The organism is Sphingomonas sp. 1F27F7B (assembly GCF_005503355.1).
GTDB lineage: Bacteria > Pseudomonadota > Alphaproteobacteria > Sphingomonadales > Sphingomonadaceae > Sphingomonas.
Genome location: NZ_SCMK01000002.1, coordinates 1 through 21,828 on the forward strand (window position 1 = coordinate 1; position 21,828 = coordinate 21,828).

The 21,828-nt window shown below is 68.8% G+C and carries 23 protein-coding genes and 1 tRNA gene; 12 read left to right on the forward strand and 12 right to left on the reverse strand.

Annotated elements, in window-relative coordinates; all coding sequences use genetic code 11:
• Together FFS08_RS01680 and FFS08_RS01685 are read right to left on the reverse strand one after the other, a co-directional pair.
• On the reverse strand, window positions 1-2,474 hold a 2,474-nt coding region (locus tag FFS08_RS01680), incomplete at its 3' end, for a TonB-dependent receptor (RefSeq protein ID WP_137871804.1).
• Between the two features lie 151 nt (window positions 2,475-2,625).
• A tRNA-Leu gene (locus tag FFS08_RS01685) sits at window positions 2,626-2,712 on the reverse strand.
• Between the two features lie 129 nt (window positions 2,713-2,841).
• Between FFS08_RS01685 and FFS08_RS01690 the strand changes: the two genes are divergently transcribed.
• The gene (locus tag FFS08_RS01690; protein WP_137862902.1) at window positions 2,842-4,194 is read left to right on the forward strand and encodes an MATE family efflux transporter; all 1,353 of its coding nucleotides are present in this window, start codon (window positions 2,842-2,844) and stop codon (window positions 4,192-4,194) included.
• Here FFS08_RS01690 and FFS08_RS01695 read toward each other — a convergent pair.
• Window positions 4,175-4,900: an MJ0042-type zinc finger domain-containing protein gene (locus FFS08_RS01695; protein WP_137862901.1), complete on the reverse strand. Its 726-nt coding sequence runs from the start codon at window positions 4,898-4,900 to the stop codon at window positions 4,175-4,177. The genes FFS08_RS01690 and FFS08_RS01695 overlap by 20 nt on opposite strands.
• Window positions 4,901-5,058: 158 nt before the next feature.
• Here FFS08_RS01695 and ftsE point away from each other — a divergent pair, with 158 nt between their 5' ends.
• The 4 genes from ftsE to FFS08_RS01715 are packed head-to-tail and all read left to right on the forward strand — an operon-like array spanning window position 5,059 to window position 7,851.
• On the forward strand, window positions 5,059-5,760 hold the full coding sequence (gene ftsE / locus FFS08_RS01700; protein WP_137862900.1) for a cell division ATP-binding protein FtsE: 702 nt from the start codon (window positions 5,059-5,061) through the stop codon (window positions 5,758-5,760).
• Complete coding sequence (locus tag FFS08_RS01705) at window positions 5,757-6,641, forward strand: cell division protein FtsX (RefSeq protein WP_137862899.1); 885 nt, start codon at window positions 5,757-5,759, stop codon at window positions 6,639-6,641. The genes ftsE and FFS08_RS01705 overlap by 4 nt, the downstream gene beginning before the upstream one ends.
• The gene (locus tag FFS08_RS01710) at window positions 6,638-7,168 is read left to right on the forward strand and encodes a YdcF family protein (RefSeq protein WP_137862898.1); all 531 of its coding nucleotides are present in this window, start codon (window positions 6,638-6,640) and stop codon (window positions 7,166-7,168) included. Before FFS08_RS01705 ends, FFS08_RS01710 begins: the two co-directional genes overlap by 4 nt.
• On the forward strand, window positions 7,168-7,851 hold the full coding sequence (locus FFS08_RS01715; protein ID WP_137862897.1) for a lysophospholipid acyltransferase family protein: 684 nt from the start codon (window positions 7,168-7,170) through the stop codon (window positions 7,849-7,851). The genes FFS08_RS01710 and FFS08_RS01715 overlap by 1 nt, the downstream gene beginning before the upstream one ends.
• Before the next feature lie 191 nt (window positions 7,852-8,042).
• Here the strand turns inward: FFS08_RS01715 and FFS08_RS01720 are convergent, their stop codons facing one another.
• Window positions 8,043-8,951 (reverse strand): prephenate/arogenate dehydrogenase family protein, encoded by a 909-nt coding sequence (locus FFS08_RS01720; protein ID WP_137862896.1) that lies wholly within the window; start codon window positions 8,949-8,951, stop codon window positions 8,043-8,045.
• Window positions 8,951-10,060, reverse strand: a complete 1,110-nt coding sequence (gene hisC / locus FFS08_RS01725) for a histidinol-phosphate transaminase (RefSeq protein ID WP_137862895.1) — start codon at window positions 10,058-10,060, stop codon at window positions 8,951-8,953. Before hisC ends, FFS08_RS01720 begins: the two co-directional genes overlap by 1 nt.
• An 84-nt stretch (window positions 10,061-10,144) precedes the next feature.
• Between hisC and FFS08_RS01730 the strand changes: the two genes are divergently transcribed.
• The 5 genes from FFS08_RS01730 to FFS08_RS01750 are packed head-to-tail and all read left to right on the forward strand — an operon-like array spanning window position 10,145 to window position 14,774.
• On the forward strand, window positions 10,145-11,692 hold the full coding sequence (locus tag FFS08_RS01730; RefSeq protein WP_137862894.1) for a flavin monoamine oxidase family protein: 1,548 nt from the start codon (window positions 10,145-10,147) through the stop codon (window positions 11,690-11,692).
• Between the two features lie 32 nt (window positions 11,693-11,724).
• Window positions 11,725-12,861: a homoserine O-acetyltransferase MetX gene (gene metX, locus FFS08_RS01735; RefSeq protein ID WP_137862893.1), complete on the forward strand. Its 1,137-nt coding sequence runs from the start codon at window positions 11,725-11,727 to the stop codon at window positions 12,859-12,861.
• Window positions 12,858-13,295: a GNAT family N-acetyltransferase gene (locus FFS08_RS01740; RefSeq protein WP_137862892.1), complete on the forward strand. Its 438-nt coding sequence runs from the start codon at window positions 12,858-12,860 to the stop codon at window positions 13,293-13,295. The genes metX and FFS08_RS01740 overlap by 4 nt, the downstream gene beginning before the upstream one ends.
• A gap of 2 nt (window positions 13,296-13,297) precedes the next feature.
• Window positions 13,298-13,915: a methionine biosynthesis protein MetW gene (metW, locus tag FFS08_RS01745; protein ID WP_137862891.1), complete on the forward strand. Its 618-nt coding sequence runs from the start codon at window positions 13,298-13,300 to the stop codon at window positions 13,913-13,915.
• Between the two features lie 4 nt (window positions 13,916-13,919).
• Complete coding sequence (locus FFS08_RS01750) at window positions 13,920-14,774, forward strand: pirin family protein (protein ID WP_137862890.1); 855 nt, start codon at window positions 13,920-13,922, stop codon at window positions 14,772-14,774.
• A gap of 11 nt (window positions 14,775-14,785) precedes the next feature.
• Here the strand turns inward: FFS08_RS01750 and FFS08_RS01755 are convergent, their stop codons facing one another.
• Window positions 14,786-15,220 (reverse strand): hypothetical protein, encoded by a 435-nt coding sequence (locus tag FFS08_RS01755; protein ID WP_171015319.1) that lies wholly within the window; start codon window positions 15,218-15,220, stop codon window positions 14,786-14,788.
• A 17-nt stretch (window positions 15,221-15,237) separates the two neighbouring features.
• Window positions 15,238-15,789, reverse strand: coding sequence for a single-stranded DNA-binding protein (ssb, locus tag FFS08_RS01760; RefSeq protein ID WP_137862888.1), 552 nt, complete (start codon window positions 15,787-15,789; stop codon window positions 15,238-15,240).
• A gap of 75 nt (window positions 15,790-15,864) precedes the next feature.
• Between ssb and FFS08_RS01765 the strand changes: the two genes are divergently transcribed.
• Complete coding sequence (locus tag FFS08_RS01765) at window positions 15,865-16,038, forward strand: DUF4169 family protein (RefSeq protein ID WP_137862887.1); 174 nt, start codon at window positions 15,865-15,867, stop codon at window positions 16,036-16,038.
• Window positions 16,039-16,147: 109 nt separating this feature from the next.
• Here FFS08_RS01765 and feoB read toward each other — a convergent pair whose 3' ends face one another.
• The 4 genes from feoB to FFS08_RS01785 all read right to left on the reverse strand — a co-directional run bounded on the left by feoB (window position 16,148) and on the right by FFS08_RS01785 (window position 20,019).
• Window positions 16,148-17,998 carry a ferrous iron transporter B gene (gene feoB / locus FFS08_RS01770; protein ID WP_137862886.1) on the reverse strand — a complete coding sequence of 617 codons (1,851 nt, stop codon included), beginning with the start codon at window positions 17,996-17,998 and terminating at the stop codon, window positions 16,148-16,150.
• The gene (locus FFS08_RS01775) at window positions 17,995-18,267 is read right to left on the reverse strand and encodes a FeoA family protein (RefSeq protein WP_137862885.1); all 273 of its coding nucleotides are present in this window, start codon (window positions 18,265-18,267) and stop codon (window positions 17,995-17,997) included. Before FFS08_RS01775 ends, feoB begins: the two co-directional genes overlap by 4 nt.
• Window positions 18,268-18,433: 166 nt before the next feature.
• Complete coding sequence (locus tag FFS08_RS01780; protein WP_502701993.1) at window positions 18,434-19,093, reverse strand: COQ9 family protein; 660 nt, start codon at window positions 19,091-19,093, stop codon at window positions 18,434-18,436.
• The gene (locus tag FFS08_RS01785; RefSeq protein WP_137862884.1) at window positions 19,090-20,019 is read right to left on the reverse strand and encodes a DMT family transporter; all 930 of its coding nucleotides are present in this window, start codon (window positions 20,017-20,019) and stop codon (window positions 19,090-19,092) included. Before FFS08_RS01785 ends, FFS08_RS01780 begins: the two co-directional genes overlap by 4 nt.
• A 55-nt stretch (window positions 20,020-20,074) precedes the next feature.
• On the opposite strand from FFS08_RS01785, the gene FFS08_RS01790 reads away from it, so the two are divergent.
• Window positions 20,075-21,169, forward strand: a complete 1,095-nt coding sequence (locus FFS08_RS01790; RefSeq protein ID WP_137862883.1) for an alkene reductase — start codon at window positions 20,075-20,077, stop codon at window positions 21,167-21,169.
• A gap of 193 nt (window positions 21,170-21,362) precedes the next feature.
• On the opposite strand, the gene FFS08_RS01795 is transcribed toward FFS08_RS01790, so the two are convergent.
• The gene (locus FFS08_RS01795) at window positions 21,363-21,827 is read right to left on the reverse strand and encodes a hypothetical protein (RefSeq protein ID WP_137862882.1); all 465 of its coding nucleotides are present in this window, start codon (window positions 21,825-21,827) and stop codon (window positions 21,363-21,365) included.
• Window position 21,828 lies beyond the last annotated feature (1 nt).

The following is a 21,828-nucleotide window of genomic DNA, read 5'->3' on the forward strand; positions in this document are numbered from 1 at the left end:
CCGCAAAAGCCGCCGCGGCCGCCCCCGCCCGGGCCACCGCCGCCCGGGCCGCCGAAGCGGCGCGGACCGCCATCGCCGCCCGGACCCTGGCCCGGCCCGTCGGTCTGCACGCGTCCCTGGCCCTGGTCCTGCCCCGGCTGCGGCCCCTGGCCCTGCTGCCCCTCGGGGCGCGGGCCGCGGAACTGCTGGCTCAGCGTGCCGCCGAACAGGCTCGATTGCTGGCCCAGGCGGCGGAACTGGTCGAACATCGCCGTCATCTCGGCCGGCATCGGCTGGCCGGTGCGGCGCGATTCCTCGCGCGCCTTCATGAACGCCTCGCGGCGCTCGCGCATGCGCTTCTGCTGCGGCGAGGCGATCGGGATGAACAGGTTGAAGCCCCAGCGCAGCTCGGAATGCGCGGTCCGGTCATAGTTCACCGGGCGCGAATCGATGCTGAGCAGCCGTCCCGCGCCGTCGCGCACGAAGCGATCGGGGAAGGCCGCCTCGATCTCCTCCGAAGCGCCGGGGAAGGTCTGGATCGCATTGCGGTACCGCGTATTGGTATAGTTCACCACGATGCCGAGATTGGTCTCGGTGAACGGCCGGATGTTGAGCCCGAGGCGGAACACGTGGCGGCTGTCGGCACCGAGCAGCGGGTTGCCGCCGGTGATCTGGGTGATGTTCACGCTCTCGCCGCGCACGAAATCATAGACGGGCACGTTGGGCGTGGTGACCATGGGATTGCCGAGCTGGGCCGGCGTCGGCGCGTTGCTGTCGTTGATGAAGCTGACGATCGCCTGGACCTGCGTGATGGGCGACCAGTTGAAGCCATAGCCCGTGGTGGTCAGCCGGCCGAAGTCCGAAAGCTGCTCGATCTCGAAATTGGCGTTGATCGAGAAATCGCCGATCGCATCGAGCACCGCCCGGCGGCGGCTGGTGATCGGGATGCTGATATTGCCGCGCACCGCGCCGATGTCGCGCGAGATGTCGCTCGCGCTGTACAGGCCCGAGCGGAAGGACTTGCCCGAAAGATCGTTGGTGCGGCCCGCCACGCGGATGCTGGTGGTCACGTCGCCCGCCGGCAGCTTGAACAGCGGGCCGTTGGTGAGGAACTCGATATTGCCGACCTTGGTGGTCGACTGGGTCCGGTCGTCCGGACGGCTGCCGACCAGGCTGTAGGGGATCGGCGCGAACGGATTGAAACCGGGATCGCCGGCATTGAGCAGCGCCTGCATCAGCGACGGGTCGACGCCGCGCGTCGTGGTCGTGTCGCTGCCGGTCTGCTGGTAGTTGGCGTTGACCGACCAGCGCCAGCTGCCGATCCAGGGCGAGCTGTCGCCGTTGATCGTCACTTCGCCGCGCAGCGACTGGCTGCCGCTCGACCGCGTGAGCGGGTTGAGATTGTCGTAGTAGCGCAGCAGCTGCACGTCCTGCGCGAAGGGCGACCAGGGATTGCCCGCCGGCAGGCGCAGCGCCGCGCTGGGCAGGCCGAGCCAGGCCTCGCTCTGGTTCACGTCCAGGCTGACATTGGCAGTGGCACTCACCTTGGCCGAGAGCGCGCGGTTGTAGATGCCGCTGATCGTCAGGTTCTTCGCCGGGCCGACGAGCGTGCGATAGGGCGTGAGATCGGTGACGTTGGGATCGTTCGCATTGGCCGCATAGGCGGCTAGCGATTGCGGACCGCCCGCGGCACCCGCCGGCACCCCGGCGACCGTCACCGGCCTGCCGGCCAGCGCGCTCAACGCCGGGTCGATCTCCGCACCGCCGATGCCGGTGATGTTGCCGCGCGTGTCGAACAGTGCGTTCCCGACCCGGCTGACGCCGCGCTCGCTCTCGAGGATCGCGGAATTCTGGTTGTACTTGACGTCGAGCGTCACCCGCCCGTCGCGGTTGAGCTTGAGGATGTTGAGGTTGGCGCTCTCCGTCGCGTTGCCGCCGGCGGTGGGCATCTGCCCCTCCAGCACGGTGGTGACCGCGCGGAAGCGGTTGCGCAGCACGAAGTTGATCACCTTCTGCGTGGGGCCATAGCCATATTGCAGGGCGACTTCCTCGGGCAGGATGTCGATCCGGTCGATCGCCTCGGTCGGCAAGTCGCGGACTTCGTTCATGCTCGAACGGCGGCCGCTGATCAGGATCACCGGCTGCTCGTCGCCGCGCCCCGCGCTGCTGCCGAGCTGCGCCTGGAGCGCGGTGATCAGCTCCGAGACGTTCGAGGCGCCATAGGCGCGGATATCGGCCGGATTGAGCTGGACCTCGGGCTTGACGTCGGTCTTGACCGCGCCGGGCAGCACGCCGTTGACGACGATCGTGCCTTCGTCGCCCATGTCGTCCGGGCCCTGTTCCTGCGCAGGGGCGGGCTGCGGGGCGCGTTGCCGGGCGGGATGATCCTGAGTCGGCGAGGGCGCAGGCTGCTGCGCCTGAGCCAATGCGCCGCCCGGCGTCGCGCCGACAAGCAAACCGGCAACCGCGCAACCCAGCTTCAACGTCGAACGCATGAATTCCCCACCCTTTTCACAGGCCCCGCAATGCGCATCGCATCGCCGGCATGAACGCCGCGTGGCTACGCGCCACTTGTCGCAGAAGTTTGCCCGGGTCCCGAAAAAATTGCGGCACCGCGGCATGGGAGCCGGGTGCCTGCATTTTCACTGGTGCGGTCGAGAAGACTCGAACTTCCACGGCCTTTCGGCCACAACGACCTCAACGTTGCGCGTCTACCAGTTCCGCCACGACCGCACGTGAAATTCCGTCAGATGAAACCTGACGGCTGGTAAGGCAGCGGCCCCTAGCAACGCGTTCCGGACAATGCAAGCCATTGCCGCACGCTTTTCCAAACCGCGCGAAATCCGCTAAGCGCGCCCTCCCATGCGCCTCTCCCCCGATCTTTCCGCCGAGATGCGCCGAATCCTGTCGCTCGCCTGGCCGGTGGCGCTGACCAGCCTCAACTGGACGATCCTGCACGTCACCGACGTGATCGTCGTCGGCTTCACCGGCACCGAGGAAGTAGCCGCGCTGGGGGCAAGCCGCGCGCTCACTTTCCCCGGCATCGTGATGGGGCTGGGCGCGCTTTCGGGCGTGCTCGTCCATGTCTCGCGCGCCGATGGCGCGAAGGACCTGCCGGGCACCGGCCGCGCGCTGCACCAGGGGATGCTGCTGGCGATCGCGCTGGGCATGATCAGCGCGCTGCTGCTCTTCGCCTTCGCCGAGCCGATGCTGCGCGGGATCGGCGTGGCGGCGGAGATCACGCCGCTCGCCGCCGACGTCGTGCGGGTGATGGCGCTCGCCTATCCCTTCCAGCTGCTGATCGTCACCGCGAGCTTCTTCCTGGAAGGCGTGAGCCGGCCGCAGCGCGTGACCGTGGTCAACCTGTCGATCCTGCCGGTCAACGCACTGCTCGCCTGGGCGCTGTCGGCCGGGCATCTCGGGCTGCCGGCAATGGGCGCGACCGGCGCGGCGCTCGCTACTGCGATCGCATCGGCGATGGGCGCGGCAGGGATGATCGGCGCGGCCTGGACCCTGCCGCGGGCGAGACAGCGTGGCGTGCACGACCTGGCCGGCATCTTCAGCCGCGCCTCGCTGACGGGGGCGCTGGGCCTCGCCCTGTTCGGCCTGGTCCCCGCCATCGCCTCGGGCCTCGAGCTCGTCGGCTTCTCGATCCTGATCGCGCTCTCCACCGAGCTGGGCGAAGTCGCCACCCACGCCTTCCAGATCGTCTTCTCGATCCACAACGTCACCTTCTCGGTAGCGCTGGGCCTGGGGTCGGCGGCCGGCGTGCGCGCCGGGAACGCAGTGGGCGAGGGCGTGCCCCAGGCCGCCGCGCGCCGCGCCGCCATCGCCGCCGCGCTCGCAGCAGGCGCGACGGGCCTGCTCGCCGGCTTGCTGATCCTGGTTCCCCGCCCCTTTGTCGCGCTGTTCCCCGCGATACCCCAGGTGCACGATCTTGCGCTGGTAATGCTGCCCGTCTGGGCGCCCTTCATCCTGTTCGACGGGATACAGGTGGTATTCGTCTATGCCCTGCGCTCGCTGGGCGATCAGGTGGTGGCCGGGATCAACTCGGTGATCGCCTTCTTCCTCGTCACCGGCGGCGCGGGGCTGGCTTTCGTCCATCTCGCGGGCTGGGGCGCAACCGGCCTCGTCCTCGCCTCGGGCTTCGGCATGGTGGTGGCCGCGGCGCTGCACGGCACGCGGCTCTGGTGGGTCAGCCGCCGATTTCGGTAGCGAAGCTCAGCCGCACGGTGCTCGCGTTGCGCGGGGGATCGACCTGCGCCGAGTTGAAGTCGATCGCCTGTTTGGGGCCGATCTGGCGGACCTGCGGCGTCACGCGCCAGCTATAGACCAGCGCGCCCTGCGCATCGCGCAGCTCGATGCGGATGTCGGGCACGCGCTGCTTGTCCGAAGTGGGGTTGGCCACCTTGCCCGATATGATGACCAGCTCGCTGCCGTTGGTCTGGGTGCGCCGCTCGACGTTCCGATCGGTGAACAGCAGCGGCGTCTCGACTTCGCCGCCGATGCCGACACCGAACTGCGCGGCGAGCCCGGGCGCACCCGAATAGAGAATCGCGCCGGTGCCCAGCAGCATCGAGAAGCCCGCGACAAAGGCCGCGGCGGTCCAGCGCCGTGCCGGGTTGCGGCGCGGCTTGAACGGCGGCTGCGGCGCGAAGGGATCGTAATCCGGCGACGGCCCGCCGGCCGCAGCGCTGATCGAGGCATCGTCGAACACCCGCGGCGGCGCGGATGCCTCACGTTTCGGCGCCGAAGTGACCGGGCCGTCGGCCGTGGTGGCTCGCGTGGTCAGGTCGAGCGCGACAGGCGCCTGGAACCAGCTGTGCTTGCAGCTTGCGCAGCGCACGGTGCGGCCATCGGCGCCAATGGCGCTGTCGGGCACCAGATAGCGGGTACGGCACTGGCTGCATTCGAGGATCATTACGCGCGGCTCACGACACGGGCCCCTGTCGCCCCATTGTCACGATTCTAGACCCATCGATTCGCGCCCACAAGAGTCCCGTGCCCGAGTATCCCCAGCTTCTTGTGACCCGTCGGCGCCTGTGCGATGGCAGGTGCAGGGGAAGCGCCGGGAGCCCGATGGCCAGCATCGTTCAATTCGAGAATGTCGGCCTGCGCTATGGCTCGGGCGACGAGACTCTCTCGGACGTCAGCTTCTCGCTGAACACGGGCGCCTTCTATTTCCTCACCGGTCCCTCCGGCGCAGGCAAGACCTCGCTGCTCAAGCTCCTCTATCTCGCCCAGCGCCCGAGCCGCGGCACGGTGCGCCTGTTCGGCGAGGATGCGGGCGCCCTGCCCCGTGCCCGCCTGCCCGGCTTCCGCCGACGGATCGGCGTGGTGTTCCAGGATTTCCGCCTGGTTCCCCATCTCTCCGCCTATGACAATATCGCACTGCCCCTGCGCGTGGCGGGCGTGTCCGAAAGCGATATCGAGGCGCCGGTGCGCGAGATGCTCGCCTGGGTGGGATTGACCGATCGCGGCCGCGCCAGGCCACCGACGCTTTCCGGCGGGGAGCAGCAGCGCATCGCCATAGCCCGCGCCGTGATCGGCCGCCCCGAGCTGCTTGTCGCCGACGAGCCGACCGGGAACGTCGATCCGGACATGGCCGAGCGGCTGCTCCATCTGTTCGACAGCCTCAATCGCCTGGGCACCACGGTGGTCGTCGCAACGCACGACTTCCACCTGCTCAACCGCATTCCCAATGCACACATGATGCGGCTCGAAAAGGGCCGGCTCAACGATCCGACCGGCGCGCTGCGCAATCCGCCGGGGCGCGCATGAAGCTGAGCCTCAACCCGAATGCGCCCGATCGCCGCCTGCTCGACGAGAGCCGGCGCACCCGCGCCATGACCTGGATCATGGCGATCATGGTATTCCTCACCGTGCTCGCCGGCGCGCTGGGGCTCGGCATGTTCGCCGCCACCGCGCAGCTCGACCGCCAGCTCGCAGGCCGCCTCACCATCCAGATCGTCGAGCCCAATGCCGCGACGCGCGACGGCGAGGCGGCTGCGATCCGCACCGCAGTGGCCAGGATCCCGGGCGTGGTGCGCGCAGCCGAAGTCGATCGCCAGCGGCTCGCCGAGCTGCTCAGGCCCTGGCTGGGCGACACCGGGCTCGATCCCGATCTGCCGATGCCGGCCATGATCGACGTCGAGGTGCGCGGGAGCAATCTGGGCATTGTCGAGCGCACCGCCCGGGCCATCGCCCCCGGCGCCCGGATCGACCGGCATGCGCAATGGCTGTCGCCGGTGCGCAGCTTCATGACCACGATGAGCTGGCTGGCGGTGGGGCTGATGCTGCTCATCGCCAGCGCCACCGCCGCCGTGGTGCTGCTCGCCGCGCGTTCGGGGCTGGACACGCACCGCGACACCATCGATGTGCTGCACATGCTCGGCTCCACCGATGTCCAGATTGCCCGCCTGTTCCAGCGGCGGATCGCGTTCGACACGCTGCTGGGCGGCCTGCTCGGCACCGCGGCGGCGCTGGGGCTGGTCTGGTTCCTCCAGTCGCGCATGGCGCTGGTGGGCTCGGAGATGCTGAGCGGCGTGGCGCTGCAGCAGCGCGACTGGTTCCTGCTCCTGCTGCTGCCGCTGGGCTTTGCGCTGCTCGCCACCTTCGCGGCGCGGGGCACCGTGCTGCGCGCGCTGGGCCGAACGCTGTGATCCTGCGCCTCGTTGCCCTGGTGCTGATCGCCTGGCTGCTCGGCTTCGCAGCGTTCATGCTCTCGCTCGGCCATCCGCTGGAGAACCGCAAGACCGATGCGATCGTAGTGCTGACCGGCGGATCGAAGCGGATCGACCGCGGGCTCGAGGTGCTGCGCGCCGGCGATGCCCAGCGCATGCTCGTCAGCGGTGTCGATCCCGATGTGCGCCCCGGAGAATTCGCCGCGGAATACAAGATCGACCGCAAGCTGATGCGCTGCTGCGTCGACCTGGGCTGGCAGGCCGTCGACACCCGCTCCAATGCGGAAGAGACCGCCGAATGGGTGAAGGAGCACAAGTACAGGACCGTGCGCCTCGTCACGTCAGACTGGCACATGCCGCGTGCGCGGCTGGAACTCGCCCATGCTCTGAAGGGCGTGGAAGTGGTCGGCGATCCGGTGCGCAGCCAGCCGGGCTTCGCCATGCTCTTCCGCGAATATCACAAATATCTGGTGCGGCGGATCGCCCTCCTGCTGGGCGCGAACTGATGAACTTCCTCCGGACGCTGATCTTCTCGATCTTCTTCTATGGCCTGTCGCTGGTGCTGGTGCTGCTCGTGCCGCTGGTCGCGCTGCTCGGCGGCGACGCGCTGCGCACCTATGCGATGGCCTGGGTGGCGCTGATGACCTGGTCGGCGCGCTGGATCCTGGGCATCCGGGTGAAGATCGAAGGCGACATCCCCAAGGGGCCGGTGCTCTTCGCCGGCAAGCATGAATCGATCTTCGAAGCGCTGGAGCTGAGCCGGCTGCTGGGCTCGCCCGCCACGGTGATGAAGCGCGAGCTGGCACGCATCCCGCTCTGGGGCTGGGCGGCGCGGCGCTATGGCGTCATCATCGTCAACCGCACCGCCAATGCCACGGCACTGCGATCGATGATGAAGGACGCAAAGGCGGCGCTGGCGCAGGGTCGTTCCGTACTGATCTTCCCGGAGGGCACGCGCGTGAAGCCGGGCGAAGCGCCCGAGCTGCGCTCGGGCTTTGCCGGGCTCTATCGGATGCTCGACCTGCCGGTGGTGCCGATCGCGGTGCGCAGCGGCCATGTCTGGACCAAGCACGGCGTGAAGAAGCCGGGCGTGGTGACCTTCCGCTTCATGGGGCATATCCCGCCGGGCCTGCCGCGTGCAGAGGCCGAGGCGCGGGTTCATGCCGGGATCAACGCGCTGAACGGCTGAGCCCCGCCGCCGCGACTCGCGCCTTGCAATATGGGATTCTGACCGGCCGGGCTGGCCGGCCGCGCAAGGATGCTGCGAGATACGGCGCATTACCGGGGAAAATGGGAAAACAGGGCTTCCCCAGGGCCCCGCTTCCGGCACGAACCTGGCGAACTTGCGCGCGCCGCCCTCGTGCCGACGTAGCAAGCTCGTCAGTCGTGGCTGCGCCCGAAATCGGGGGCGGCATCGTCCTGCCCCTGCTCGATGATCGAGCGGCGGATCGTGCGGGTACGGCTGAACAGCTCGAACAGCTCGTCGCCCTTGCCCCAGCGGATCGCGCGCTGGAGCGCGGTCAGGTCCTCGGAGAAGCGCTGGAGCATGTCGAGCACCGCTTCCTTGTTCGCCAGGAACACGTCGCGCCACATGGTCGGGTCCGAGGCGGCGATGCGCGTGAAGTCGCGGAAGCCGCCGGCGGAGTATTTGATCACTTCGGACTGGGTGACTTCCTCCATGTCCGATGCAGTGCCCACGATCGTATAGGCGATCAGGTGCGGCAAATGGCTGGTCACCGCGAGCACGCGGTCATGATGGTCAGGCGCCATCGTCTCGACCTCGGCGCCCAGCCGCTTCCAGAATTCGCGCACCCGCTCGACCGCGAGCCCGTCCGTCCCCTCCACCGGCGTGACGATGCACCAGCGGCCGTGGAACAGCGAGGCGAAGCCGGCCTCGGGGCCGCTATTCTCGGTTCCCGCGACCGGATGGGCGGGGACGAAGACGGCACCCGGCAATGCCGCGCGCACTGCCTCGACCACGCTTTCCTTGCACGAGCCGACATCGCTGACGATCGCATCGGCGGGCAGGTCGGCGGCCAGGTCCGCCGCCGCCGCGCCCATCGCGCCGACGGGGACGCAGAGGATGACGAGATCGGCGTCGATCGCCGCGGTGCCGGCGGTATCGGCGATGTCGTCGCACAGGGCGAGGCGAACCGCGGTCTCGCGCACCGCCGGATCGGCGTCATGGCCGGTCACCCGCACGCTCGGCATGTGCTGCTTCACCGCGCGCGCGATCGACGAGCCGATCAGGCCCAGACCGATGATCGTCACCCGGGCGAAGGGCAGCATCAGGCCTCGCCCGCCAGCTTCCGCAGCGCCGCGATCACGCCGCGCGTCTCGTCCTCGGTGCCGATGGTGATGCGCAGGCCGTGCGGGAGCCCCTGCCCCGGCAGCCAGCGGACGATATAGCCGGCGTCCATCAGCCCCCTGTACGCCGCCTCGGCGGTGAGCTGGCCCTCGAACAGCACCAGCACGAAATTGGCCTGGCTCGGCACCGCGCGCAGGCCCTTGTTGCCCAGCTTGGCGATCTCGTCGGCGAACCAGCGGCGCCACTCGGCATTGTGCGCCTTGGTGTGCGCGACGAAATCGGTGTCGCCGAGCGCCGCGACTGCTGCCGCGGTGCCCGCGATGGTGATCGAGAAAGGCAGACGGATGCGGTGCATCGCCTCGATGATCGGCGCCGCGGCATAGCCCCAGCCGATCCGCTCGGCGGCGAGGCCGTACATCTTGGAGAAGGTGCGCGTCACCAGCACGTTGGGCGCGGTGCGGGCCAGTTCCATGCCGCCGTCATCGTCGTCGCCCTCGATATATTCGGCATAGGCGTGGTCGAGGACGAGCAGGACATGGCCCGGCAGGCCGGCATGGAGGCGCAGGATCTCGTTGCGCGGCGCATAGGTGCCGGTGGGATTGTTGGGATTGGCCACGAAGACGATCCTGGTCTTCTCGGTCACCGAGGCCAGGATCGCGTCGACATCGGTCGCATAGTCCTTGTCCGGCGCCACCACCGGCGTCGCGCCGACCCGGCGGGTGGCGATCGGGTACACGGTGAAGCCGTAATGGACGTAGATGATCTCGTCGCCCGGGCCGGCAAAGGCGCCGGCGGCGAGATGGAGCACTTCGTCCGAGCCGTTGCCATAGATGATCCGCCCAGGATCGAGGCCGTATCTGGCGGCGATCGTCTCGCGGAGTTCGACCGCGCTGGCGTCGGGATAGCGCTCGAGGCTGGTCGCGGCGGTGAGGAACGCCTCGCGCGCCCTGGGCGAAGTGCCGAGCGGATTCTCGTTGGACGAGAGCTTCGACACCTTGCGGCCGTCATCGGTGGTGGAACGCCCCGGTACATAGGGGGCGATTTCCATGATCCAGGGCTTGGGCCGAGGGCTATCGGAGTGTGCGGTCATGGCCGCGCGGCTTGGCGGAATGGTTACCGGATGGCAAGGGTCAGGCTCTAGGGCTTCATGGTTAAAGGGAGCCGGGGAGGGGCAATGCGGGGGAACGGCATCGTCTGGCGCGCACTGGAAGCGGCGCGGCGACGCAATCTGGAAGCGGCCGGCGAGCCGATGCCGGTCAAGGGCGCGAGCGGCGCGACGCGGCGCGCGGTGCTGCGGGCGATCACCGCGGCCGGCATGGCCGGCGCCCTGCCTCGTCCGGCCGCGGCGCAGCCCGCCGGACGCGTGGCGATCATCGGCGGCGGCATTGCCGGCCTGAGCGCGCTTCACCATCTGCGCCGGGCAGGCGTCGATGCCCATCTCTACGAAGGCCGTGCCCGCACCGGCGGGCGGATGTACACGCACAGGGCAGGCGACTGGACGTTCGAGGCCGGCGGCCAGCTGGTCAACACCGACCATTACGACATGCACGCGCTGCTCAAGCGCTTCGGCGTGGCGCTGATCGACCGCAAGAACGCGCCGCACGATACGCTGATCCTGGCGAATGGCCGGCTCGTCACCGACGCAGAGCTGGCCACCGCGCTGCGCCCGATCGCCGCGCAGATCGCCAGCGACGCCGACCGGCTCGACCGGGACCATGCCCGTGTCGCGCCCGACCTCGATCGCCTGTCGATCCACGACTATCTCGAAAGCCACGCCGCGCGGATTGGCGAGCCCTGGGTCCGCCAGCTGCTGGAGGCGACCAGCCGCACCGAATATGGCGTCGAGCCGAAGCGCGCCTCGGCCATCGAGCTGATCTTCAACTTGCCGACGGTGGACGGCCGGCGCGCCGAAGTGCTGGGCGGCGCCGACGAACGCTATGTGATCGAGGGCGGCAGTTCGGCACTGATCGAGGCGATGACCGCATTCCATGCCGACCGGATCACCACCGGCAAGCGCCTGCACCGCGTCGAGCCGGGACTGAAGCTTCATTTCCTCGACGGTTCGATCGCGCATGCCGACACGCTGATCGTCGCGGTGCCCGGGCCGCTCACGCGCCAGATCGATTTCCGGGTGCCCCTTCCCGCCGCGTGGCGCGCCTTCATCGGCGAGATGGAGCTGGGCTTCAACGAAAAGGTCCAGTCGGGCACCGACGCGACGCCGTGGCGCCATCCGATGGGCGTGGGCGGCGAGCTGTGGCAGACCGACCCGCAGGCCGGCTGGGCGCTGGGCTGGGACGGCAGCGTCCACCGCAAGGACGGGCTCTCGCCGGTGTGGACCTGGTTCCTGGGCGGCGACGAAGTGCGCCGCGCCGAAGCCGAAACGCCTTCGGCGCTGGCGGCACGCTTCGCCGCCAGCGCCGCCCCCGCCATCCCCGGGTTGATCGAGGCGGCCACCGGCCCCTTTACCCGCACCAACTGGCATGCCCAGGCACTCACGCTCGGCGCCTATTGCAACTATGCCCCGGGCCAGCTCACGCGGTTCTCGAACCTGCTGTGCGTGGAGGGCAAGGGCGGCAACCAGGTGCCGCATGCGGGGCGCATCTGGTTCGCGGGCGAACATCTCTCGGACGCCTTTCCGGGGTATATGAACGGCGCCGCGCAGACCGGGCGGATGGCCGCCGCCGCCATCCTCGGCAGCCCCATCGATGCCAAGGCCGCTTGAACCGCAGCGCGCAGCCTCCTAACGACCGCGGGATGTCCGAAGATCCGCGTTACGGCACTGGCCGCTCGGTGACGCTGCCGGGGCCGCTGCGCCTCGATGGCGGCGGACTGCTGTCGCCGCTCGACATCGGCTACGAGACCTATGGCACCCTCGCGCCCGATGGCGGCAACGCGATCCTGGTCTGTCACGCGCTGACCGGCGACCAGCATGTCGCTTCCGAACACCCGCGCACCGGCAAGCCCGGCTGGTGGATGCGCATGGTGGGACCGGGCAAGCCGATCGACACCGACCGCTATTTCGTCGTCTGCTCGAATGTGCTCGGCAGCTGCCTGGGCAGTTCGGGCCCGGCGACGGTCAATCCCGCTACCGGCAAGCCCTGGGGGATGGGCTTCCCGGTGATCACCATCCGCGACATGGTCCGCGCCCAGGCGATGCTGCTCGATCACCTGGGCGTGGGAAAGCTGTTCGCCGTGGTCGGCGGCTCGATGGGCGGCATGCAGGCGCTGAGCTGGGCGGCGACCTTTCCGGAGCGCGTCGCCTCGGCCGTGGTCATCGCCAGTGCGGCGCGGCACTCCGCACAGAACATCGCGTTCCACGAAGTCGGCCGCCAGGCGGTGATGGCCGATCCCAAATGGCGCGGCGGCGACTATTATGGCGACAATGATCCTCCCGCCGCCGGGCTGGCGGTGGCGCGGATGGCGGCGCACATCACTTATCTCTCCGAAGCCGGGCTCACTGCCAAGTTCGGGCGCAAGCTGCAGAGCCGCCCAGAGAAACCGGACGGCGCCAAGACCTTCGGCTTCGATGCCGATTTCCAGGTCGAAAGCTATCTGCGCCACCAGGGCCTGGCATTCGTCGACCGGTTCGACGCCAATTCCTATCTCTACATCACGCGCGCGCTCGACTATTTCGACCTGGCCGAGGAGCATGGCGGGCTGCTCGCCGATGCCTTCAGGGGCAATGGCACGCGTTTCTGCGTGGTGAGCTTCGACACCGACTGGCTCTATCCGACGAGCGAATCGCGCACCATCGTCCATGCGCTCAACGCCGCGGGCGCGCGGGCGAGCTTCGTCGAGTTGAAATCGCCGTTCGGCCACGACGCCTTCCTGCTCGACAGTCCGGAGCTCGACCGCGTGGTGCGCGGCTTTCTGGAAGCGGGGGCAGCATGAGCGACTATCGCATCTCGTTCGACAAGGCCGAGCTCGACCTCGACCTGATCCATGCATTCCTGAGCGGTTCCTATTGGGCCAAGGGCATCCCGCGCCACATCGTCGAGAACGCGATCCGCCATTCCTTCTGCGCCGCAGCCTTCGCCAAGGACGAGGCGGGCCAGGACGAGCAGGTCGGCTTTGCCCGGGTCATCACGGATCATGCCACCTTCGCCTATCTGGCCGATGTCTTCGTGCTGCCGGCGCACCGCGGCAAGGGCGTCGCCATGCAGATGCTCGAGGCGGTGCAGGCACATCCCGAGCTTGCGGGCCTGCGCCGCTGGCTGCTGTTCACGCGCGACATGCAGCCGCTCTACGCCAAGCTCGGCTGGACCCAGATCCCGCATCCCGAACGCTGCATGGAGCGGCACGAGGTGGACCTCTACACGCGATGACGATGGTCAGCGGCTCCCAGATTCCGACCCCGGCAGCGCTGCGCCCGGACCTCGCGATCATCGCGGGCAATGTCGAGCGCGGCAGCAAGGTGCTCGACATCGGCTGTGGCGACGGAGCGCTGATGGCGGCGCTGCGCGACACGCGCCAGGTCGATGCCCGCGGGCTGGAACTCGACGCGGGCGACGTGGCGGCGGCGGTGAGCCGCGGGCTCTCGGTGGTGCAGGGCGACGCGGATACCGACCTGGCCGATTATCCCGACGACAGCTTCGACTATGCCATCCTCAGCCAGACGCTGCAGACCACCCGCCACCCGGACATGGTGCTGGAGAACCTGCTGCGCATCGGCAAGCGCGCCTTCGTCTCCTTCCCCAATTTCGCCCATTGGCGCGTGCGCGCCTCGCTGCTGTTCGGCGGGCGGATGCCGGTGACGCGGCTGCTGCCGGTCGAATGGTATGCCACGCCCAACATCCATCACGTGACCGTCGACGATTTCCGCGCATTCGTGCACGGCCGCGGGATCGCATTGGAAGGCAGCTGGTTCCTCTCGGGCGACCAGCGCACGGGATCGGCGATGGCCAATCTGTTCGCCGAACATGCGGTGTTCCTGCTGAGGAGGTGATGCGATGCGGACGGTGAAGCGGGTGCATCCGGCCTTTCGCGACGACATCGGCGACCTGATCACGCGACGGCCGGTGCCGGGCCCGGCGATCGGGCATGTCGGCGCCTTCCTGTTCCTCAATCATCACGGCCCGCAGACCTATCCGCCGGACAATCGCGGCCTGCCCTTTGGCCCGCACCCGCATCGTGGCTTCGAGACGGTGACGTTCATCCTGGCAGGCGAGCTGGCGCATACCGACAGCGCCGGCCATGCCAGCGTCATTCGGGCCGGCGGCATCCAGTGGATGACCGCGGGCAGCGGCATCGTCCATGCCGAAGTCTCGCCGAGCGGCTTCAAGCGCGCCGGCGGACCAATGGAGATCCTCCAGCTCTGGGTAAATCTGCCCGCCCGGCTCAAGATGACTGCGCCGCGCTATATCGGCGCCCAGGCCGAGGCGATTCCGGCGATCGCTGCGGGCGGCGCCACCGTCCATCTGGTCGCCGGCAGGTTCGGCGGGGCCGAGGGCGTGGTCGCTTCGCTGACCGGCGTCTTCCTGACCTGGGTCGAGATCGCGACCGGCGGCAGCGTGACGTTCGACCGTCTCGAGGGGCGCGACGTGTTCCTCTATGGCGTGCGGGGAGCGTTCCACGTGGAAGAGACGCGTGTCGAGCACTTCCATCTCGCCGAGCTGACCCCGGGCGATGCAGTGACCATCACCGCTTCCGAGCCGGCGCTGCTCCTGTTCGGCCATGCCGCGCCGATCGACGAGCCGATCGTGGCGCACGGGCCTTTCGTGATGAACAGCGAAGCCGAGATCCGCCAGGCTTTCGCCGATTACCAGGCGGGCAGGTTCGGCGTCGCCGAGATCGTCGAAGCCTGAACTTCCGGACCTTAGCGCTTCACGCCCCAGTTGACGGTGACGTTGGTGACCGCAGTGCCCGATTCGGCCATCACGCGCAGCGTGCGCCGGTCGCCCTCCACCGCGCTGAACGACTTGCCGTCCTCGACTCCGAGCGACATTCCGGAGGCGAGCGCCCGCTGCTTCGACCAGGCCAGGATCGTCGAGGGCGAAGCGAAATCGGTGTAGATCACCGTGCCGCTGCGCTTCCCCGTCACTGCGACTTCGCCACTGGTGCAGCTGATGATCTTGGCTTCCTTGTAGACCGGCACGAAATCGGGCTTGTCGTTGCAGGTGCCGGCGGCGACCTTGGCGGGCACGCCCTTCGAGGTCGCCTCGATCACATTCTGCGCGGCGGGATCGTTGGTCGTCTTGGGGCCGCCACAGGCCGCCGCCAGCAAGGCCAATCCAGTCACCGCGCCACGCATGGAGATCCTTTCGCAGTTCAGAACGGAACGTCGTCGTCCAGATCGTCCGGGAAGCCGCCGCCGAAGCTGCCGCTGCCGCCACCGCCCGAACGCTGGCCGCCGCTGTTGAAATTGCCGCCGCCGCGACTGGAGGACTGACCGGCAAACTCGTCGCCGCCGCCCGAGTTCCAATCGTCACCGCCCGAGGAACGGCCGCCACCACCACCGCCACCGCCGGGCGCGCCGTCGAGCATGGTGAGCACCGAGTTGAAGCCCTGGAGCACGATCTCGGTCGAATAGCGGTCCTGGCCGTTCTGGTCCTGCCATTTGCGGGTGGTCAGCGCGCCTTCGATATAGACCTTGCTGCCCTTGCGCAGATAGCGCTCGGCGACATTCGCCAGGCCTTCGTTGAAGACCTTGACCGTGTGCCACTCGGTCTTTTCCTTGCGCTCGCCCGAGTTGCGATCCTTCCAGCTTTCCGAGGTGGCGATGCGCAGCTCGACCACCTTGCCGCCATTCTGGAAGCTGCGGCTCTCCGGATCGCGCCCGAGATTGCCCACCAGGATCACTTTGTTGACGCTGCCCGCCATGGAAACTCCGCTTCGAAAATCGTATCGGCGGCAATGCGTGCTGCACTCCGCCCGTGAACGAATGGGGTACTATCCTTGGCCGAGATCATCAACCTGAACCGGGCGCGGAAAGCCAAGGCACGTGTGGACAAGTCCGCCCGCGCCGACGAAAATCGCGCGCGCTTCGGCCGGACCAAGGCCGAGAAGCAGGCCGATGCCGCCGAAAAGGCGCGGATCGCCAGGACATTGGACGACGCCCGACGCGACTGACCCGGCCATTCCGCCTCTCCTCCAGGGGGAGAGGACAACGGACGAAGTCCTGCATTGCAAGGCCGGCGATGCCCGACGGGGACGGCCATGGGAAATTCGCGTACCGCGCCTAGAGCCCCAGCGCCACCGCGCTCCAATAGGTGAGCCCGGCCGCGACATAGGCGAGCGTGAAGAGATAGCCGATCATGAACATCGGCCATTTCCAGCCATTGGTCTCGCGCCGCGTCACCGCGATCGTCGAGATGCACTGGGGGGCGAAGACGAACCACATCAGGAAGGCGAGCGCGGTCGGCAGGCTCCAGCGCTTGCGCAGATTCTCGGTGATCGTCGCCTCACCCTTGGCATCCTCGGGATTGTCGACGGCATAGACGGTGCCGATCGCCGCCACCGCCGCCTCGCGCGCGGCCATCGCCGGAAGCAGCGCCAGCGAAATGTCGTGGTTGAAGCCGATCGGCTTCACCACCATTTCGATCCCGCTCGCGATGCGGCCGGCGATGGAATATTCGCTCTGCTTCACGCCCGCCGGCGCCTGGGGGAAAGTGGCGAGCACCCACAGGATCGCCACCGTGGCGGCGATGGTGGTGCCGGCCCGCTTCAGGAAGATCTCCGCGCGCTGCCACAGGCCGAGCGCGATGTCGCGCAGGCGGGGCAGCTGATATTTGGGCATCTCCATCATGAAACCCGAAGTCGCGCCCTTGGTCACCGTGCGGCGGAGCAGCAGCGCCGCGCAGAAGGCCCCGGCGATGCCAAGGATGTAGAGCCCGAACAGCACCAGTCCCTGCAGCCCGATGCCGGGGAGCACGGCACGATCGGGAATCAGCGCACCGATGATGATCGCATAAACCGGCAGGCGCGCCGAGCAGGTCATCAGCGGCGCGATCAGGATGGTGGTGAGCCGATCCTTGTCGTCGGCGATGGTGCGCGTCGCCATGATGCCTGGCACGGCGCAGGCGAAGCTGGAGAGCAGCGGGATGAAGGCCCGGCCGGAAAGGCCGACGCCGGCCATCACCCGGTCCATCAGCATCGCCGCGCGCACCATGTAGCCGGTCGCCTCCAGCACCAGGATGAAGGCGAACAGGATCAGGATCTGCGGCAGGAAGACCACGACCGCGCCGACGCCGGCAATCAGGCCCTGGACCAGGAAGTCGCGCAGGAAACCATCGGGCAGCGCGCCGGCGACGGCGCTCTCGATCCATGCCATGCCCGCCTCGATCCAGCCCATCGGCGCCTCGGCCCAGGCGAAGACCGACTGGAACATGACGAACATCAGCGCGAGCAGGATGATCGGGCCGGCGACCGGGTGGAGCACGACGGCGTCGATCCGGTGCGTCCAGCGGCGCGCCGCCGTCTCCGAGACGGTGACCGCCGCGGCGATCTGGCGGGCGCGGCGCTGGAGGAGAACGATGTCGTGCTGGACGCCGGCGCCCTCGCGCAGCCTGTGGCTGCCCCTGACCGCCTCGCCCAGCCGCTCCTTGAGCATGTCGATCCCGCGCTTGCGCACCGCGACGGTGGCGACCACGGGCACGCCGAGCTCGCGCTCCAGCGCCTCGGCATCGAGGATCAGGCCGTCGCGCTCGGCCATGTCGACCATGTTGAGCGCGACCACCATCGGCAGGCCCAGCGCGGCCAGCTGGAGCGTGAAGCGCAGGTGATTGTCGAGATTGGTGGCATCGACCACCACGATGATCGCATCGGGCAGCTTCTCGCCTGCCTGCTTGCCGAACAGCACGTCGCGCGTCACCGCCTCATCGGGCGAGGAGGGGTCGAGGCTGTAGGTGCCCGGCAGATCGAGCAGCTCGACCGGGCGGCCATCGGGCAGCGACAGCCGGCCGGCATGACGCTCGACGGTGACGCCCGGATAATTGCCGACCTTCTGCCGCGCGCCGGTCAGCGCGTTGAACAGGGCGCTCTTGCCGGCATTGGGATTGCCGACGAGCGCAACCAGCGGCGCCGCGTTCATGGCCGCGGGCTGACATGTATCGCCGAAGCGACGTGACGCCGCAGCGCCACGATCATCCGGCCGATGCGGCAGGCGATCGGCCCACCTCCAAGCAGGCCCGACTTGTGGAGCAGCTCCACCTCGACGCCCTCGTCCAGCCCCAGCTCGCGCAGGCGCCGGCCCTCGGGCTCGCTCAGCTTGCTCCAGTCGATCGTGGCGACGGCAGCGGGCTTGTGGCGGGGCAGGCTGGCGAGCGGTACGGGCACAGGAATCGCAGCGGGGGCATTCATGCTGCGAGTCATTATCAATTGCGGAAGGCTGGCGCCAGTGGGATATGTCCCGCCCTTCCCCTCTCCGCCATTCCGGCCCTGTGCCGGACAGGAAGTTCACGGGCATCGGGCACGGCGCGATACTCCCCGGAACCGGGGGATGGTCGGTGATTGCGAGCGTCCGCGCTCAGACCGCGGGGTAGCGCAGCCGGCCGACGAAGCGGGAGAGGCTGAAGCGATGCTCGGGCGGCGTCAGCCACTTCGCCTTGGCGCGCTCGAACTGCATGATGTTCTCGATCCGGCGGGCGAGAAAGGCGCGCGTATCGGCATGGCCTTCGCTCTCGTCGTCGAGGAACACCGCGATCGTCGCGGCATAGACGGCGCCGAGCGTCATGCGCTTGGAATAATGGTTGTAGTCGGTCGCCGTGTCGCCGGCGGCGCGCCACATCGCGTCCGCGGCGCGCCAGCCGAGCCTGGCCCCCCGCGCCGCGTTCTGCGGCATGGCGAGAATGGCAAGCGCGCGGCGCAGTGCCTCGCGGTGCGGGGCGGCAAGCTCGAGCCGCGCCTCGACCAGCGCCGTGATGCGCGCGCGGATCTTCATGCCGCCAAGCTGCTGCGGCGTGAAGCGGGCGAGCATCGCGGCATCGATCGCGGCGAACCAGGCATCGATCATCGCCACGGGCCCGTCGGTGAAGGCGAGGCGGGCGACGTCGCGATCGACACCGAGGCCGTCGGCCGCCGCATCGAGCGCGCGGTTGTTCCAGCCGTCGAACGCCGCATTGGCCGCCACTTCCGGCGCGAGCGCGGCGCGCAGTTCGTCGAGAGTCGCGTCCTTCAGGTCCATCATGCCGGTTTAGCCCCCTCAGCTTCCGGCGCAACCCGCGCGCCGCCGCCGCGCACCAGCACCAGCGCGATCGCGACCAGCACCGCGCCGATGAAATCGGCGAGGCCGAGCCGCTCGCCATAGACGATCCAGCCCACCGCGCCCGCGACGATCGGCTGCGTGAGCAGGGCGATGCCGACGACGAGGGGCGAGAGATGGCCGATCGCATAGATCATCAGCCCCTGCCCGATCACCTGGCTCGCCAGGGCCAGGCCGATCAGGATACCCCAATGTTCCGGCCAGAATTTCTCGCCGAACAACAGCGCCGCGAGCAGGAGGGGGAGCAGACTGGCGAGCGTGGAGAGCGCGAGCGCGGGGAGCGGCGCCATCGCTTCGCGCACCTTGCTCATCAGCACGAAATAGACGGTGTAGAGCGTGCCCGCGAGCAGGCACAGCAAGTCGCCGACCAGGTGCTCGGGCGAAAGCTGGTAGGAGCGGCCGAGCAGCAGCCCGGCCCCGGCCGCCGCGAGCGCCAGCGCGATTCCCTGGGTCTGCGTCGGCCACATGCGCGCGACGAGGAAGCCGTAGATCGGGTACATCAGCGTTGCCGAGTTGCCGAACAGCGTCGCATTGGCCAGCGTGGTCTGGAGGATGCCGACATGCCAACTCGCCAGGTCCGCGGCAAAGGCGATGCCGCCGAGCGCGATCGGCAGCCACAGCCCGCGCGCCGGCGCGAAGGGACGTCTCTGCCCGGCAAAGGCCAGCGCGACCAGGATCGGCGCGGCAAGCGCGATCCGCCAGAAACCTGCCGCCACCGGCCCGACATCGGCCAGCCGCACGAACCACGGCCCGAAGGCAAGCGCGACGTTGCCGGTGAGCAGCGCCGCAATCGGCAACGCAGAGCCGATCTGCGGTGCGGTAGCTTTTCTTGGGGACCCGGGCCGATGCATGCGCCCCCTTAGCCACCTATTTGGCCGCCGTCACAGTCGTTAGGAGTTCGCGACGATGCCGAGCCTGTTCGATCCAATCCAGCTGGGCGCGATCCCCGCGCCGAACCGCATGCTGATGGCCCCGCTGACGCGCGGTCGCGCAACGCGCGCGCACGTGCCGACGCCGATCATGGCCGAATATTATGCGCAGCGGGCAAGCGCCGGGCTGATCATCTCCGAGGCCACCGGCATCAGCCGGCAGGGCCTGGGCTGGGCCTATGCGCCCGGCCTGTGGAGCGACGCGCAGACCGACGCCTGGAAGCCGATCGTGGAAGCGGTGCACCAGGCCGGCGGGCGCATCGTCGCGCAACTCTGGCACATGGGCCGGCTGGTCCATTCCGATTTCCTGGACGGTGCGCAGCCCGTCTCGGCTTCCGCCACCACTGCGCCGGGCACCGTCCGCACCTATCCGGCGGAGGAGAGCGGCGAGATCAAGCGCCCCTATGGCGCGGCGCGAGTGCTGCACACCGACGAGATCCCCGGCATCCTGGACGACTATGCCATCGCCGCCCGCAATGCGATCCGCGCAGGCTTTGACGGCGTGCAGATCCACGCCGCGAACGGCTATCTGATCGACCAGTTCCTGCGCGACAATGCCAACTTCCGCGACGACGATTATGGCGGCTCGGTGGCCAACCGGGTGCGGCTGCTGCGCGAAGTGACGCAGCGGGTGGTCGACACGGTCGGCGGTGACCGCACCGCCGTGCGGCTTTCCCCCAACGGCGAAGTGCAGGGTGTCAACGACAGCAGCCCGCATGCGCTGTTCGAGGCGGCGGCGGCGACGCTCGACGAGATCGGCATCGCCTTTCTCGAGATGCGCGAGCCGCGCCCGGGCGGCACCCGCGGGTTGCCCGATCATCCGCCGGTGCATCCGGTGATGCGCAAGGTGTTCAAGCGCCCGCTCGTGCTCAATGCGGACTATCGCTTCGACGACGCCCAGGCCGCGCTGGATGCGGGCGAGGCCGATGCGATCGCCTATGGCCGCACCTTCCTAGCCAATCCGGACCTGCCACGGCGGCTGCGCGAGGGACTGCCGCTCAATCCGCAGCGCGAGGACCTGTTCTATATCGGCGGGGCCGAGGGCTATACCGACTATCCGGCGGCGGCCTAGGCAGTGAACCCAAACAAATATCTGATGTTCCTTCGTCATCCCCGCGCAGGCGGGGATCCAGAGTTATGCGTGGAGCGGGCGCGGCACGTCCTGCCCTCTTCGGACAGCGTTCGCATGATGGCGCCGGTATCCCCTGCTACCCTGGATCCCCGCCTGCGCGGGGATGACGGAGTTAGCTGAATGAGTCCCCAACCTAGCCTTCGTCCGCGTTCAGCGCGGTGAGCCAGGTGGTGGCGGCGGTGCGGAGGCCGCCACGCGTCTTGGGATTGAGCGCGAGAAAGCCCAGCACGAACATGACCGGCCAGCCGATGATCGCGATGCAGACGATCGCCACCACCAGCAGGATCGCGGCGACGATGGCGATCTGGCCCTGACCCTCCTGGTCGATGCGGATCGTGCGCGGGCCTTCATCGTCGAACCAGCGCGCGGTGGTGAAGCCCAGCCCGTCCCCATTTGCATGAGGGCCGCGCGGCTCGGGTTTCCGGAGCCGCGGCGCGACCCGATCCCGCGGGCGCGGCGCTTCCATGCGCCGCCGCCGCTCGCCCGGCATTTCCGGGGCGCCGGGAACCGGGCGGACCGGCCCGCCCGCCAGCGTGTCGATCACGACGAGCCGGCGCCCCTGCTCCACTACGCGGTAGCGGGTCGGGGGCATGTCCATG

Excerpts from the sequence above, each read along its gene's own strand:
- FFS08_RS01715 (WP_137862897.1), top strand. The coding sequence starts at position 7,168 with ATGAACTTCCTCCGGACGCTGATCTTCTCGATCTTCTTCTATGGCCTG.
- metX (WP_137862893.1), top strand. The coding sequence starts at position 11,725 with ATGTCCGAAGATCCGCGTTACGGCACTGGCCGCTCGGTGACGCTGCCG.
- FFS08_RS01695 (WP_137862901.1), bottom strand. The coding sequence starts at position 4,900 with ATGATCCTCGAATGCAGCCAGTGCCGTACCCGCTATCTGGTGCCCGAC.
- ssb (WP_137862888.1), bottom strand. The coding sequence starts at position 15,789 with ATGGCGGGCAGCGTCAACAAAGTGATCCTGGTGGGCAATCTCGGGCGC.
- FFS08_RS01730 (WP_137862894.1), top strand. The coding sequence starts at position 10,145 with ATGCGGGGGAACGGCATCGTCTGGCGCGCACTGGAAGCGGCGCGGCGA.
- FFS08_RS01785 (WP_137862884.1), bottom strand. The coding sequence starts at position 20,019 with ATGCATCGGCCCGGGTCCCCAAGAAAAGCTACCGCACCGCAGATCGGC.
- feoB (WP_137862886.1), bottom strand. The coding sequence starts at position 17,998 with ATGAACGCGGCGCCGCTGGTTGCGCTCGTCGGCAATCCCAATGCCGGC.
- FFS08_RS01775 (WP_137862885.1), bottom strand. The coding sequence starts at position 18,267 with ATGAATGCCCCCGCTGCGATTCCTGTGCCCGTACCGCTCGCCAGCCTG.
- FFS08_RS01780 (WP_502701993.1), bottom strand. The coding sequence starts at position 19,093 with ATGATGGACCTGAAGGACGCGACTCTCGACGAACTGCGCGCCGCGCTC.
- FFS08_RS01705 (WP_137862899.1), top strand. The coding sequence starts at position 5,757 with ATGAAGCTGAGCCTCAACCCGAATGCGCCCGATCGCCGCCTGCTCGAC.
- FFS08_RS01755 (WP_171015319.1), bottom strand. The coding sequence starts at position 15,220 with ATGCGTGGCGCGGTGACTGGATTGGCCTTGCTGGCGGCGGCCTGTGGC.
- metW (WP_137862891.1), top strand. The coding sequence starts at position 13,298 with ATGGTCAGCGGCTCCCAGATTCCGACCCCGGCAGCGCTGCGCCCGGAC.
- hisC (WP_137862895.1), bottom strand. The coding sequence starts at position 10,060 with ATGACCGCACACTCCGATAGCCCTCGGCCCAAGCCCTGGATCATGGAA.
- FFS08_RS01795 (WP_137862882.1), bottom strand. The coding sequence starts at position 21,827 with ATGGACATGCCCCCGACCCGCTACCGCGTAGTGGAGCAGGGGCGCCGG.
- ftsE (WP_137862900.1), top strand. The coding sequence starts at position 5,059 with ATGGCCAGCATCGTTCAATTCGAGAATGTCGGCCTGCGCTATGGCTCG.
- FFS08_RS01740 (WP_137862892.1), top strand. The coding sequence starts at position 12,858 with ATGAGCGACTATCGCATCTCGTTCGACAAGGCCGAGCTCGACCTCGAC.
- FFS08_RS01690 (WP_137862902.1), top strand. The coding sequence starts at position 2,842 with ATGCGCCTCTCCCCCGATCTTTCCGCCGAGATGCGCCGAATCCTGTCG.
- FFS08_RS01790 (WP_137862883.1), top strand. The coding sequence starts at position 20,075 with ATGCCGAGCCTGTTCGATCCAATCCAGCTGGGCGCGATCCCCGCGCCG.
- FFS08_RS01720 (WP_137862896.1), bottom strand. The coding sequence starts at position 8,951 with ATGCTGCCCTTCGCCCGGGTGACGATCATCGGTCTGGGCCTGATCGGC.
- FFS08_RS01750 (WP_137862890.1), top strand. The coding sequence starts at position 13,920 with ATGCGGACGGTGAAGCGGGTGCATCCGGCCTTTCGCGACGACATCGGC.